The sequence below is a fragment of the Microtetraspora malaysiensis genome (genome assembly GCF_001528665.1).
Taxonomy (GTDB): Bacteria; Actinomycetota; Actinomycetes; order Streptosporangiales; family Streptosporangiaceae; genus Microtetraspora_A; species Microtetraspora_A malaysiensis.
On the sequence record NZ_BBYJ01000028.1, the window covers coordinates 25,907 to 38,899 of the forward strand.

The 12,993-nt window shown below is 69.1% G+C and carries 15 protein-coding genes; 8 read left to right on the plus strand and 7 right to left on the minus strand.

Annotated features, from left to right (window positions below):
* Positions 1 to 22 precede the first annotated feature (22 nt).
* From AWQ71_RS31695 to AWQ71_RS31705, 3 genes are all read right to left on the minus strand, one after another.
* Positions 23 to 1,267 (minus strand): glycoside hydrolase family 18 protein, encoded by a 1,245-nt coding sequence (locus AWQ71_RS31695; RefSeq protein WP_218002045.1) that lies wholly within the window; start codon positions 1,265 to 1,267, stop codon positions 23 to 25.
* Positions 1,240 to 1,470, minus strand: a complete 231-nt coding sequence (locus tag AWQ71_RS31700; RefSeq protein WP_067140162.1) for a carbohydrate-binding protein — start codon at positions 1,468 to 1,470, stop codon at positions 1,240 to 1,242. The genes AWQ71_RS31695 and AWQ71_RS31700 overlap by 28 nt, the downstream gene beginning before the upstream one ends.
* A gap of 69 nt (positions 1,471 to 1,539) precedes the next feature.
* Positions 1,540 to 3,690 (minus strand): PQQ-dependent sugar dehydrogenase, encoded by a 2,151-nt coding sequence (locus AWQ71_RS31705; RefSeq protein WP_067140165.1) that lies wholly within the window; start codon positions 3,688 to 3,690, stop codon positions 1,540 to 1,542.
* Between the two features lie 302 nt (positions 3,691 to 3,992).
* On the opposite strand from AWQ71_RS31705, the gene AWQ71_RS40840 reads away from it, so the two are divergent.
* Positions 3,993 to 4,091 (plus strand): MerR family DNA-binding transcriptional regulator, encoded by a 99-nt coding sequence (locus AWQ71_RS40840; RefSeq protein ID WP_084259508.1) that lies wholly within the window; start codon positions 3,993 to 3,995, stop codon positions 4,089 to 4,091.
* Between the two features lie 190 nt (positions 4,092 to 4,281).
* Here AWQ71_RS40840 and AWQ71_RS31710 read toward each other — a convergent pair whose 3' ends face one another.
* Genes AWQ71_RS31710 through AWQ71_RS31720 form a run of 3 tightly spaced genes read right to left on the minus strand, consistent with a single transcriptional unit; the run spans position 4,282 to position 6,700 of the window.
* Entirely contained in the window at positions 4,282 to 5,055 is a 774-nt protein-coding gene (locus tag AWQ71_RS31710; protein ID WP_067140168.1) for an ABC transporter permease, read from the minus strand.
* Positions 5,052 to 5,816 carry an ABC transporter permease gene (locus AWQ71_RS31715; protein WP_067140172.1) on the minus strand — a complete coding sequence of 255 codons (765 nt, stop codon included), beginning with the start codon at positions 5,814 to 5,816 and terminating at the stop codon, positions 5,052 to 5,054. The genes AWQ71_RS31710 and AWQ71_RS31715 overlap by 4 nt, the downstream gene beginning before the upstream one ends.
* The gene (locus AWQ71_RS31720) at positions 5,813 to 6,700 is read right to left on the minus strand and encodes an ABC transporter ATP-binding protein (protein ID WP_369407227.1); all 888 of its coding nucleotides are present in this window, start codon (positions 6,698 to 6,700) and stop codon (positions 5,813 to 5,815) included. Before AWQ71_RS31720 ends, AWQ71_RS31715 begins: the two co-directional genes overlap by 4 nt.
* On the opposite strand from AWQ71_RS31720, the gene AWQ71_RS31725 reads away from it, so the two are divergent.
* Positions 6,652 to 7,506, plus strand: a complete 855-nt coding sequence (locus tag AWQ71_RS31725; protein ID WP_067140176.1) for a sensor histidine kinase — start codon at positions 6,652 to 6,654, stop codon at positions 7,504 to 7,506. The genes AWQ71_RS31720 and AWQ71_RS31725 overlap by 49 nt on opposite strands.
* Positions 7,503 to 8,177, plus strand: coding sequence for a response regulator transcription factor (locus AWQ71_RS31730; RefSeq protein WP_067140179.1), 675 nt, complete (start codon positions 7,503 to 7,505; stop codon positions 8,175 to 8,177). The genes AWQ71_RS31725 and AWQ71_RS31730 overlap by 4 nt, the downstream gene beginning before the upstream one ends.
* Before the next feature lie 222 nt (positions 8,178 to 8,399).
* Here AWQ71_RS31730 and AWQ71_RS44050 read toward each other — a convergent pair whose 3' ends face one another.
* Entirely contained in the window at positions 8,400 to 8,681 is a 282-nt protein-coding gene (locus AWQ71_RS44050; protein WP_067140183.1) for a molybdopterin-dependent oxidoreductase, read from the minus strand.
* Positions 8,682 to 8,769: 88 nt separating this feature from the next.
* Between AWQ71_RS44050 and AWQ71_RS31740 the strand changes: the two genes are divergently transcribed.
* The 5 genes from AWQ71_RS31740 (at position 8,770) to AWQ71_RS31760 (ending at position 12,990) form a co-directional block, all read left to right on the plus strand.
* Complete coding sequence (locus AWQ71_RS31740) at positions 8,770 to 9,120, plus strand: MerR family transcriptional regulator (protein WP_067140186.1); 351 nt, start codon at positions 8,770 to 8,772, stop codon at positions 9,118 to 9,120.
* Entirely contained in the window at positions 9,117 to 10,091 is a 975-nt protein-coding gene (locus AWQ71_RS31745; RefSeq protein WP_067140189.1) for an aldo/keto reductase, read from the plus strand. The genes AWQ71_RS31740 and AWQ71_RS31745 overlap by 4 nt, the downstream gene beginning before the upstream one ends.
* A 378-nt stretch (positions 10,092 to 10,469) precedes the next feature.
* Positions 10,470 to 10,934, plus strand: a complete 465-nt coding sequence (locus AWQ71_RS31750) for a hypothetical protein (RefSeq protein WP_157570690.1) — start codon at positions 10,470 to 10,472, stop codon at positions 10,932 to 10,934.
* Positions 10,935 to 11,161: 227 nt separating this feature from the next.
* Positions 11,162 to 12,295 carry a sensor histidine kinase gene (locus AWQ71_RS31755; RefSeq protein WP_067140195.1) on the plus strand — a complete coding sequence of 378 codons (1,134 nt, stop codon included), beginning with the start codon at positions 11,162 to 11,164 and terminating at the stop codon, positions 12,293 to 12,295.
* Positions 12,292 to 12,990, plus strand: coding sequence for a response regulator transcription factor (locus AWQ71_RS31760; RefSeq protein ID WP_281196353.1), 699 nt, complete (start codon positions 12,292 to 12,294; stop codon positions 12,988 to 12,990). The genes AWQ71_RS31755 and AWQ71_RS31760 overlap by 4 nt, the downstream gene beginning before the upstream one ends.
* Positions 12,991 to 12,993 lie beyond the last annotated feature (3 nt).

Consider the following 12,993-nt stretch of genomic DNA (forward strand, 5'->3'; position numbering starts at 1 on the left):
CGCCCGAACACGGACCGGCGAATCACCGGACCCCGCTCTGGCGCGGCCGCGCGGCTTCGCGCAGCGCGGCCAGCATCACGATTCCGGCGGTGATGCTCAGCCCGTACTGGACGACGGAAACGGCCGGATATTCGGCGGCCGTGTAACCGCCCGGCCGGAGTAAGGCCCACGGGAGCTTCCACGCCGACCACGCGACCAGCGAGCCCGACGACGTGAAGGCCACCGCCATGGGGATCCACCGGGGCATCCTCGGCCGTCCGGTGGCGACCGTGCGGATCGCGGCGGCGCCCAGGACGGCCCAGAGCGCGGAGTTGCCGGCGAGCAGCCGTCCGTCGGTGTTCATCAGGTCGCGGTGGGTGAGGCCGAGCGTCCCGCCCGCCGCCCAGTACGCCCACAGGAGGGCCGGTGCCGCGACCAGGACGTACAGAGCCCGCAGATGGGATCGGCCGAGGGGCGCCGGCCGGTGGTCACCGACGCGTCCGAGGAACGCGGCCGGCCACCTTTCCCGCATGTAGATGGGGAGCGCGATGGCCAGCCCCAGGGCCATGCCCCCGAAACCGATGGCGATGAAGGCCGTCTCCCAGGACGGGACGGCGTCCCCGCCTCCGGAGTCGCCGCCTCCCGCGTCCCCTCCGAGGACGGCGCCGAACAGCATGTAGGGGATCATCGGTATGAGGAACCCGGCTGCCATCCAGGCGAAGAAGACCACCGGTGGCGCCGGGAGGCGACGTCCCCATCGTTGCGCGAGGGCCAGCCCCAGAACGACGCCGACGACCGACATGACGACGGTGACCCCGTTCAACAGGATCCAGTCGCCGTCGGTGAAGGTGGACGGCGTGCTCCCGAGCAGCGCCGCCACCACCCAGATGACCTTCACCGCGAGATAGAGCGACAGCGACAGCGCGGCGCCGTAGCCGGCCACTACGCGCGCCGCGGTCCATTTGGCGCCGACCGGTGTCGCGGTGCCGCTCACCGACGCGTCCAACCCGTTCTCGTTCATGCTCGAAATCGTCCGGCGAGCGCCCGGCACCCGCCTCCCCCACGCGAAGCATTCGCCTCCCTCACACGGGGGAGCATGCGAAGAGCCGAAGTCGAACGGCATGATCGTCCAGACGTCGTTGTCCAGCCCGGCCGCCGCGCCGCGGTTGATGAGGTCGGCACCGGTCGAGTCGGGTCCGTTCGGCGTGGTGCCCATCGTGATGATCGTCTTGATGCCGGGGTTGTTCGTCTTGACGATCTTCAGGGCGTCGACGACCCGCTGCCGCACGCTCGCGGTGGTGAACTGACCGTGTTGACGTAGTCGACGAACCCGGTCCCGGTGTACCCGGTGTGGTTCGTCGCCACCGACGCCTGCGACAGGGTCGCGTTCTCCGCCTGGTACACGGTGGACGCGGCCGGCGCGGACGGGGCCAGGCAGCCGAGCGATCCGGCCAGGACGACGCTGAGGACGCATGCGGATGACTTGCGCACGTGACACTCCCGCTGGTTGGGGGTGGTCCGGGTCCCGCACGCGTTCCGTGCGGGACCCGGAGGCGGGTGTCAGCTGATGGCGACCCGGAAGATCTTGTCCGCGCCGTTGGCGGCGCCGCCGTTGTTGTCGGTGTTGGTGGTGGTCAGCCAGAGCTGGTCGGCTCCGGGGACCTTGACCACGGTGCGCAGCCGGCCGTAGGCGCCGACGTAGTAGGCGGTCGCGGCGCCGACGTTCTCGGTGTCGCCGGTGATCGGGATCCGCCAGAGCCGCTCGCCGCGCAGCGCCCCCATGTAGACGACGTTGCGGACGATCGCGATGCCGCTCGGCGACGCGGTGCTCACCGGCCAGGTCGCCTTCGGGTTGGTCATGCCGGAGACGCCGCACGTGCCCTCACAGGTCGGCCAGCCGTAGTTGCCGCCCGGCTTGATCAGGTTGAGCTCGTCGAACGAGCTGTCGCCGAACTCGGCCTCCCACAGCCTGCCGTTGCGGTCGAAGGCCAGGCCCTGCGGGTTGCGGTGGCCGTAGCTGTAGACGAGCGTCCCGAACGGGTTGCCCGGGGCGGGCGTGCCGTCGGCCTTCATCCGCAGGATCTTGCCGTTGAGCGAGGTGGTGTCCTGGGCGAGGCTCGACGTCTGGGCGTCGCCGGTGCTCGCGTACAGGTAGCCGTCGGGGCCGAAGGCCAGCCGGCCGCCGTTGTGGTACTTGTTCTTCTTGATCCCCTGAACCAGGATCGTGTAGCCGCTGAGCGAGGTGCCGTTGTAGGTCATCCGGACGATCCGGTTGCCCTCGGACGCGGTGTGGAAGAAGTACACGTAGTGGTTGGAGGCCCAGCCCGGGTCGACGGCCACGCCGAGCAGGCCGCCCTCGCCGCCGGTCGTCTGCACGTTCGGCACGGTGCCGACCTGGGTTCTGGCGCCGGCCAGGGTCACCTTGAAGACCTTGAACTGGCCGGCGGTCACCTTGTCGTCCCGTTCGGTGGCGAGCGCCGTCTGGCCGTCGGGCAGCCAGGACAGGCCCCACGGGATCGTCCAGCCCGACGAGATCGTCGTGATGCTCGACGGCACGCCGCCGTCCGCGGCGCCGCAGGTGAGGGTCCGGAAGCTCACCGCGTTACTCGCGGCGGAGACGTTGCCCGCGGCGTCCAGGGCGACCACGGTGAGCGAGTACGGCGTGTCGCAGGCCAGGCCGGTGACGGTGGTGGAGGTGGCCGGCGGGTTGCCGGTGACCGCCCTGTACACCGAGGTCCCGCTGCGCACCTCGTACGAGGTGACCGCGACGTTGTCCGTGGATCCGGTCCAGGCGAGGTCGGCGCCGGTGGCGGTGACGTTCGACTGGGTCAGCGCGGCGGGGGCGGTGGGCGGCTGGGTGTCGCCTCCGGAGGCGGCCGTGACGGTGAGCTTGTCGACGTTCGGCCCGCCGCCCGCGGTGGTGGCCGTGGCGCGGATCGTGTTCGTGCCCGCGTTCAGGTTCGCGGTGACGGTGTCGTCGGCCCAGGTGTCCCAATTCCCCGTGGCGGGGTACGCCCTGGAGCCGGCGGTCGTCCCGTTGACCGCGATGTCCATCGGCCGGTCGGTGGTCGTGCCGTTGGCGTACCGGAGCGTCAGCGTCGCCGGCCCGGCGGAGGCGGCGTTGACCGTCCACTCGATGTAACCGCCGACGGTGTTGACATAGTCGACGAACCCGGTCCCGGTGTACCCGGTGTGGTTCGTCGCCACCGACGCCTGCGACAGCGTGGCGTCCTCGGCCTGGTACACCGTCGACTGGACGGTGACCGTCACGTCCAGGTAGTCCAGGTTGGGGTTGCCGCCCGCCGAGGTCGCGGTCACCCGGAGCGTGTTGGCGCCCGCGTTCACGTTCGTGGTCAAGGTCGAGTTCGCCCAGGTGTCCCAGTCGACGGTCGCTCCGAACGATCGGCCGGCCGAGACCACGGTTCCGTTCACCGCGACGTCGGCCGTGCGGGCGGCGCCCGTGCCGTTGGCGTAGCGCAGCACCAGCGTCGCGGTGCCCGCCGCGGGCGCGTTGAAGGTGAACTGCGTGTAGCTGCCGGCGACGTTGTCGCCATTGACGAACCCGGTACCGGAATAATTGAGATGGTTCGCCTCCACGACCCCCTGCGAGATCGTGGCGTTCTCCGCCTCGTAGCGGGTCGCCGCCGAAGCGGGCCCCGAGACGACGAGCTGGAAGCCGGCCAGCGTGGCCAGCGAGGCCAAGAGGATCAACGGACGTCGGAGACTGCGGGGGAACACCGTGACAGCCCTCTCCGCCGGACCGCGCGTTCACGCTCCCCCGAGCGGGCGCAGGTCCAGCTGGTCATGGCGGGGACGCAAAGGTTAGGAAAGCTTCCTAACTTTCATTGCCAGGGAACAGCGCGGGCCGTTCGCCGTCAAGGCCCAAATTCGCCGGCCTCGACCCGCGGACGACGTCCGCGATCATCCGCGGCACCCGACGTGAATCACCGCCCGGACGGCCGGGAGCCGTGCCGGTTTGACTTCGAGCACGCTCTAAGGGCGACCCTGGAGACATGACGATCCAGGAGGCCGCACGCAGGTCAGGACTGAGCGCGCACACGCTGCGCTACTACGAGCGGATCGGGCCGTGGACACGCAGTAACACCACCTGAGCAGGATTTCCGCTAACAGAATTCACCGGAAACCTCTGTATAATTTCTATTGCCCTCCAAGAATGTCAACAGGTGCAGTTGACGCGGAGTCACCGGGTTCGCCTCCGCCCACTCCGCGGCGCCCGGCCGGCCGACTCTTTCGCGGGCGGTGACCGCGGCGAGGAAGGCGTGAAGTAAACGACGTCGGCCGTCACGTATCCCGGCGGCGATACAAGAGCATGACAACGACGATCAGGCCGGTGGTCCAGGCCATGAGAAGCAGCGCACCTTGCGCCGGTGTCACCGCGCTCGCGTTGTCGGCCACCGGGAACCACATGGCGAATCCGGCACTGTCCGGAAGGTACTTCGCTGCGGGCGTGTGGTCGCGCAGGAGCGGCCCGGCGATGAAGAAGTACCCCAACACGATGACGACCGCCGCGAGAGTCTGACGCACCAGTGCACCGACGGACGCGCTGATCAACGTCGTGAGCGCGAGATAGGCGGTCACACCGCTCAGTGCCGCCGCGACATGACCCGAAGTCACGGGCGTAGCCGTGTCGCCGAGCACACCAGCCGCGAGCGCGACTCCGGACGCAGCCGTGATCGCTGCCGCGGGAAGCACGACGATCGCCAACGTGAGGTGCTTGGCGGTGAGCTGGAGGGCGCGGCGGGGCATCGCGATCAGCGTGGTGCGGATCTGCCCGCCGGTGTACTCGGAGCAGGCGGCCAGTACACCGAGGATGACGAAGCCGGCTTGCGCGTAGCTGATCGAAGCCAGCCCGATGTCAGTGGCGCTCTTGGTGCCGGTAGAACCGTGCAGACCGGCGATGGTGAACGCCATGGCGAGGATCAGGTTCACTACCAGAGTGCCTCCGAGCGTGAGCCAGGTCGCTGGAAGAGACACGAGTTTCGACAGCTCCGCCGCGAGCGCCTGGGCTGCTTCCGGGCCACGAGCGCGCGTCGCCGGCGCGGGAAAGGCGGTCATGCGTCCCTCCGCGTGAACGCGATGGCGGCGATCACGAGCAGCACCGCCACCCAGGCGGTCATCACCAGGCCGCCGGTCAGCGGGCTGATCTCGACGGTGTTGTCGGCGAGCTTCCGGATGAACATGCGGACCCCGGCCATGTCGGGCAGATAGTTCGCCAGCGGCGTGATCTTGGTGAGCAAGTAGGTGACGGTGACCACCGAGGTGTTCGCGATGAGCACTGCGAGCGGAATGACCCCGTGGCGGGTGAGCACGGTGATCCCGAAGGCGAGGAGCGCGGTGTACACCCAGTAGCAGACCACGCCCACCAGCCGCGGGACGTCGTCGGCTCCCAGCGTCAGGGCGTGCGCGCCGAGTACCACCCGTACGACGCCCATGGTCGTCGCCGCAGCGATGATCGCGAGTAGCGCGGCGGCGATTGCGATCGCGGAGATTTTCGTGAGCAGGAATCGGAGGCGGGAGGGGACGACGGTCAGGCTGGTGGTGATCTGGCGCCCGCCGCCGGATTCCTCGCTCTCGGTGAAGTACTCGCTGCTGATACCGACGACGCCGAGGATGATCGCTCCGACCACGCCGAAAGCCAGCTCCTGATAGCCCGTGTCGACCCCGGGGACCGTCCCGGCGCCGCGGGTGATCGCGCCAAGGGTTGCGGAAGCGGTGATTCCGGCGATCACGCTCGGCACGAGCACCCCGACCGCGGTCGCGATCCACACCGTCGGCAATGAGGCGAGCTTCCATGCCTCTGCCGCGAGCGCCCTCATGGCGCACCGCTGGTGGTGAGGGCGAAGAACGCGTCCTCCAGAGTGCGGTGTGCGCCGACGACCTCGTCGAGGGTGCCGTCCGCGACGACCCTGCCCTCGTTGATGACAACGACGTCGTCCACCGTCTCCGCGAGCTCTCCCATCAGGTGGCTGGAGAGCAGCACGGTTCGGCCGGATGCGGCGCGTTCGCGAAGGAAGGTCCTGATCCACCGGATGCCGTCCGGGTCCAGCCCGTTCACCGGCTCGTCCAGGATCAGAATCTCGGGGTCTCCGAGCAGCGCCGTCGCCAGCCCGAGGCGACGCCCCATGCCCAGCGAGTAACTGCCGACCCGCTTCGACGCGGCGTTCGTCAGGCCGACGATCTCGAGCACCTCGTCGACGCGCGCACGGTGCAATCCCGCAGAGCGGGCCACCCACCGCAGGTGCGCCCGGCCCGTCCGCGCACGGTGCGCGCCGGAGCCGTCCAGCATGGCCCCGACCGTTGCGAGCGGGTCACGAAGTTGTACAAACGGGACAGAGTCGATAAGCGCCGTGCCGGAGGTCGCCCGATCCAGGCCCAGCAGAATGCGCAGCGTGGAGCTTTTGCCCGCCCCGTTTGGGCCGAGAAACCCGGTCACTCTTCCAGGGCGGGCCTGGAAGCTGATGCCGGCCAGGATCTCTTTGGAGCCTCGCCTCTTGACGAGGTCGTCGATTGTAATCACGTTCACATCTGAACTCGGAGCACGGCCTCCGGTCCATCGGGCTGAAGACCGGATTTTGTCTCGCCGGCTCGGACCCAGGACCCTCGGACCCTGGACCGATGCTCCGTTCACGGACGATTCCCTAGACTTGCGGGATGGCGGTAGGCGAAGCACTTCCGAGACGCAGGCGGCGAGTCTGGCCACCGGCCATCGCTATTCACGTCGTGCTCTTACTCGCCCTTCTCGCAGTCGGCCGCGAAGGCACTACCGCAGTCGTCCTCCCAGTCGTCATCGCCGCGCTGGCGTTGACGGTCACCCTGTGGGCGCTGTTTCGTGCGCGCCGACAGCGGATCGCGTACGAAGCGCGGCTCACAGCGTGGGCCGCCGAACGCGCGGCACAGGCCGAACGACTCAGAATCGCTCGCGAACTGCACGACATCGTCTCCCACGGCCTCGGCCTGATCACCGTTCGGGCGAGCACGGCACGCTATCCCGGCGCGGCCGACGACAGCTCGGCGGCGCTGTCGGATATCGAGCGCATCGGACGGCAGACCACGACGGAGCTACGCCGTATGCTCAACGTGCTGCGTGACTCGACCGGCACGGCAGCACCTCTGCGGCCCGCGGAATCTCTCCACGACCTGCCGGCCATCATCGAGGATGCCGAGAGGGCAGGCCCAACCGTCAATCTCGAACTCGGCGAAATCGACGACGTCAGCCCCGGGGCGCAACTCGCTGTCTGCTCCATGGTGCGTGAAGCGCTCACGAACACCGCCCGGCACGCTGGACCCACCACCGCCAACGTGCACGTCCGTCGCGACGGCGACTGGATCGTCACGAGCGTCTGGGACGAGGGCCCCGTGGACGGATGGACCCCTCACCCGGGAGCCGGGCATGGGATCGAGGGGCTCAGGGAACGCGTCACCGCGATCGGCGGGACCTTTCAAGCCGAGCACGTCGAGAACGGGTTCCGGGTCACTGCCCGTATTCCTGAGGCCCGAATGTCATGAATGACCGCGGAACCCGAATTCGCGTCGTCATCGCCGACGACCAGCCGTTGCTGCGCCACAGCCTCGCCGCTGTCATCAACGCCAATCACGATATGACGGTGGTCGGCGAGGCGGGCACAGGCGATGAGGTTGTCAGGCTGAGCGCCGAGCTGCGTCCCGACGTCGTGCTCATGGACATTCGAATGCCGGGCACCGATGGAATCGCGGCAACCCGCCAGATCACGGCCAACGCAGGCATTGAACCAGTGAAGGTCATCGTTCTCACGATGTTCGAGCTTGACGAGTATGTCCGCGCGGCTCTCCAGGCCGGTGCCAGCGGCTTCCTCCTCAAGGACTCTCACCCCGACAAACTCCTCGATGCGATCCGCCGAACTCATCAAGGCGAATCACTGTTTGCCCCGAAAGTCCTCACCCGCCTCATCGAGGCCTACGTTGCCCAGCCCACAGGGGCGAGGCCGGCGAGGCTGGACGCACTCACCGAGCGGGAGACCGAGGTCCTCACCTTGGTCGGTCACGGGCTCTCCAACGACGAAATCGCGGCGCGGCTCACGATCTCGATCAAGACCGTCAAGACACATATCGGCAACCTGTTGAGCAAACTCCAGGCCCGCGATCGCACGCACCTCGTCATCGCGGCCTACGAGGGCAACCTCGTCCGGTCGACGCGCTGAGTCGAGCGCCGCCACCTAAGATCAAGATCTTTCAGGCGGCTGCCGAGGATGCGTCCCCAGTGGCGGACTCGATCGGCGTGTGGTGCGCGGACGTACCCGGTGCTCGGCCGCCGACGCGCGAAATCAGTCGGCGAGGAGTTGGTTGTGAGCCAGCTCCCGGTAGAGCGGGCTCACCTTGAGCACGCTGGCAATTCGTGGGTTCCGACCGCCGGACCCCGGCCATTAGCGGAGGGCCGCCACCGGGTGGGTGGCCAGGGCCGTGCATGCGGTAGAGGCGGCTGCTCGACTCCAGGGGCTCGGCCACCTGATGTCGCCCAGCCACGTGATCCAGGCGACGCTGGCCCACCCCGGCACGACGAGGCGCGCGGGGTGGCCGTGGTCGGGCGGTAGCGGCCTGCCGTTCATCTCGTAGGCCACCAGCACGTCGTCCGGAGCCTTGGCCACGGGGAGCAGCGCCCCGAGATTCTCGCCGGCCTCGACCCGCCGGACGACGTCCGCGACCACCCGCGGCGCCCGACGTGAATCACCGCCCGGACGGCCGGGAGCCGTGCCGGTTTGACTTCGAGCACGCTCTAAGGGCGACCCTGGAGACATGACGATCCAGGAGGCCGCACGCAGGTCAGGACTGAGCGCGCACACGCTGCGCTACTACGAGCGGATCGGGCTCATCCACGCCGTCGACAGGAACGGCCGCGGGCACCGCGACTACGACGAGCGGGACCTCGAATGGCTCGCCTTCCTCACCAGATTGCGCTCCACCGGTATGTCGATCGCCGACATGTGCCGCTACGCCCAGTTGCTCCGCGCGGGCGCGCACACCGCCGAGGAGCGCCGCCGGATGCTGGAACGGCACCGCGAGAAGGTCGCGGCCAGGATCGCCGAACTCACCCAGGACCTGTCGGCCCTGGACTACAAGATCAAGACTTACCGGGAGACAACATGATCAAGCGCACCCTCGGGAAGAGCGGCCTGGAAGTCTCGGCACTCGGCCTCGGCTGCATGGGCATGTCGGAGTTCTACGGCCCGGCCGACGAGAAGGAGTCGATCGCCGTCATCCACCGGGCACTCGACCTGGGCCTGAACTTCCTCGACACGGCCGACATGTACGGCACCGGGCACAACGAGGACCTCGTCGGCCGGGCGATCAGGGACCGCAGGGACGAGGTCGTGCTGGCCACCAAGTTCGGCATCAGGCGCGACGGAAACGCCCGCTCCATCGACAACACGCCGGAGTACATCAGGGCCGCATGCGACGCCTCCCTCCGGCGGCTCGGCGTCGACCGCATCGACCTGTACTACATGCACCGCCGAAACCCCGACGTGCCCGTCGAGGAGTCCGTCGGCGCCATGTCCGAGCTCGTACGGCAGGGCAAGGTCAGGCACCTGGGCCTGTCGGAGGTGAGCGCGGAGACGCTGCGCAGGGCGAACGCCGTCCACCCGATCGCCGCCCTGCAGAGCGAGTACTCCCTGTTCACCCGAGGCTTGGAGGAGGAGATCCTGCCCACCGCGCGCGAATTGGGCGTCGGGCTTGTGGCCTACTCCCCGATCAGCCGCGGCATCCTCACCGGCACCGTCCCTCCGGCCGATCAGCTTCCCGACGACGACTTCCGCAAGTGGACACCGCGCAACCAGGGCGAGAACGCCGCGCGCAACGCCGCCCTGGTCACCGAGGTCCGGAAGATCGCCGAGGCGGCCGGCATCACCCCGGCTCAGCTGTCCCTGGCGTGGCTGCTCGCGCAGGGTGACGACATCGTGCCGATCCCGGGCACCAAGCGGCTCCGCTACCTGGAGGAGAACGCCGCGGCCGCCGGCATCACGCTGACGCCGGACCAGCTCACCGCGCTGGAGTCGGCCGTACCCGCCGACGCGGTACGCGGCGCACGCTACGCGGACATGAGCAGCCTCGAGGCCTGAGCGACGACGGCCCCGCGGCCTGCCTTCTCCGAGGCGGCGGGGCCACACCCCACGAGGCGGATCAGCCGGCCGTGGTCCGCTCGATCGCGGCGCGGACCCGCTCGGCGAACTCGGGCTCGAAGTGCGGCGCGCCGCATCGCCTTGGCGCGCCGCTGAGGCGCGCCACACCCCCTTCGAGATCACCACGACCGCCGTCAGGAGCACCACTCACCGAATTCGACCTTCTACGCGGCCGCGTCTGGCTTACTGTTGATCCTCACTTGTAGTGAGGAGGACGTTTTGTCGCGACTTGAGTCCCCGGTGTTGGCAGAGGAAACCGCCCCGATACCGCTTCAGCGAAACCGAGTCCGTTCGCGCACGAAGGTCATCATCACGGCCATGGCCATAGTTGTCGCGGCGGCAGCCGGCTGGGCCTATTCCGTCATCTCACAGCCCGGTGAAACCACCGGCGGCGTCGTCGCCGCGGATGTCCCCAAGATCGATGGTGTTGAAGTACGTTACGTTCCCGATGGTCTCGGCCGGCCGGAGAGCCTTCCTGCTTCCGTCGCCGGCCTCAGTGGGATGGCGCTTCGCTGGCAGGACAGCGACGGCCTTCGGACGGTGCAGGTGTCCGTCTACCGGTCGAGCAAGATACGCGGCGCCATGGACATTCTCGCGATGAATGTCATGCGGAGTCCTGTCGAGCCCAGGAAGGACAGTGATCCGGTGATCTCCGAGGACCGCACAGACATGATGTGGCTGATAGATCGCGGACTGCTGGTCAGGGTCACCACGTCCGAGTTGGCGAACGATGCGCTCGAACTGATCACCCGAGGACTTCATGTCGCGAAGGCCCCCGCGTAGAGAGGGCCACGTCTCTCCGGTGGATCAACCGACGCCACCGCACCAACCAGGTCTGCAACGGCCTCGATCACTTCCCCGGTCCGCCACGGCCGGATCTTCCCCGGGCCGGGGAGGCTTCTTCGCTCTCCCGCCTCCTTCTCCGGTCGTAGGCCGGGTTGGCCCGCAGGCCAACAGCCCTCCTCCCCTTGGATGACAGGCGCCCGGGAGAGATCGGGTTAGCTTCGTTCATGACCTACTGGATCCGCCTGCGATCCCGGCACCGGGTCGCTCTCGATGTCGCGGGCGCGGCGCTGACCTGCGCGATCATGCTGCTGATCGGCCAGGGCAACCTCCTGTCGCAGGCGGTCGGCGCGGTGGTGGCGCTGGTGACGATCGCCCGGCGCCGCCGGCCGGTCGGCGTCCTGGTCGTGGTGACTGCGGGCACGCTGGCGCTGCTCGTCTCCGGGACGCTGAGCGGCTACCCGCCGATCCCGATGGTGCTGGCGATGCACACCATGACCGTCACCCGCGACAGGCGACAGGCCGCCGCCCTCGCCGGAACGGTGACCGTGGTGCTGCTGGTGGCGGGGGTGGCGGTGCGGCAACCGGTCAGCGAGCTGACGCGCGACATCGAACTGGTGGTGCCGGGGCTGCTGACCGGGGAGCTGGCACGTGCCCGGCAGGCGTACCTCGCCGGGCTGGCCACGCTCGAACGGCAACGCACGCGGGCGCTGCTGACCGCCGAGCGGATGCGCATCGCCCGCGAGCTGCACGACGTGGTCGCGCACGGGCTGAGTGTGATGACCATGCAGGCGGGCGCCGCCCTCCACACGCCACAGCATGAGGCGGTGTTGCGCGAGACGCTGGGGTCCATCGAGATGACGGGGCGGGCGGCGATGACGGAGGTACGGCGGTTGCTGCAGGTGCTGCGCGAGGAGCCGGACGGTACGGCGGCGGCCCCCGAGCTGGCCCCGATGCCCGGCCTGGCCGGGCTCGGCTCGCTGATCGCCCGGACGGCGCAGGCCGGGGTCGAGGTGGAGCTGCGGACCCACGGGCATCCCCGCCCCCTGCCGGCGGGGGCGGACCTGGTCGCCTACCGGGTCGTCCAGGAGGCGCTCACCAACATCATCAAGCATACGGGCACCGGCAGCGGCACGGTGCTGGTCGGGTACGAACCGGACGCGGTGCTGCTGGACATCACCAACCCCCCGCCACCGCCTGGCCGTACGCTCCGGATCCCGCCCGCCGACGGCGGGCACGGGCTGACGGGCATGCGCGAGCGGGTCGCCCTGTACGGCGGGTCACTGCGGGCGGGACCGCTGCCCGGCGGCGGCTACGCCGTCACCGCGCATCTGCCGATCCCCGCGAAGGCGGTGTCGTGACGCTCCGGGTGGTCGTCGCCGACGACGAACGGCTGGTGTGCGCCAGCCTGCGGATGGTGCTGACCGGGGAGGGCCACGAGGTGGTCGGCGAGGCCGCCGACGGCGGCCGGGCCGTGGAACTGGCCCGCGCCCTTCGCCCCGACCTGGTGCTGATGGACGTGCGGATGCCGGTCATGAACGGCATCGAGGCGACCCGCCGGATCACGGCGGCCGACCCCGCGGTGAAAGTGCTCATCCTCACCACCTTCGACCTGGACGAATACGTGTACGCGGGGCTCCGGGCCGGAGCCACCGGGTTCCTGCTCAAGGACGTCCCGCCCCGGGAACTGGTGGCGGCGATCGAGGTGGTCGCGGCCGGAGATGCGCTCCTGGCGCCGCCGATCACCCGGCGGCTCATCGCCGACTTCGTCGGCCGCGCCCCCGCACCCCGAAACCCGTCCGTCCTCGATTCACTGACCAGGCGCGAGATCGAGGTGCTTGAGCTAGTCGCGCGGGGACTGTCCAACAGCGAGATCATGGCGAAGCTGCACGTGACGCTGTCAACCGTGAAAGCCCACATGGGCAAGCTGCTGCAGAAGCTGGACGCACGCGACCGGGCACAGCTCGTGATCGTCGCCTACCAGGCGGGGCTGGTCGACTTGGCCCCTGGTCCTCCACCCGATGCAGGAGAAGCAGACGCGAACTCGGCCCCGTAGCAG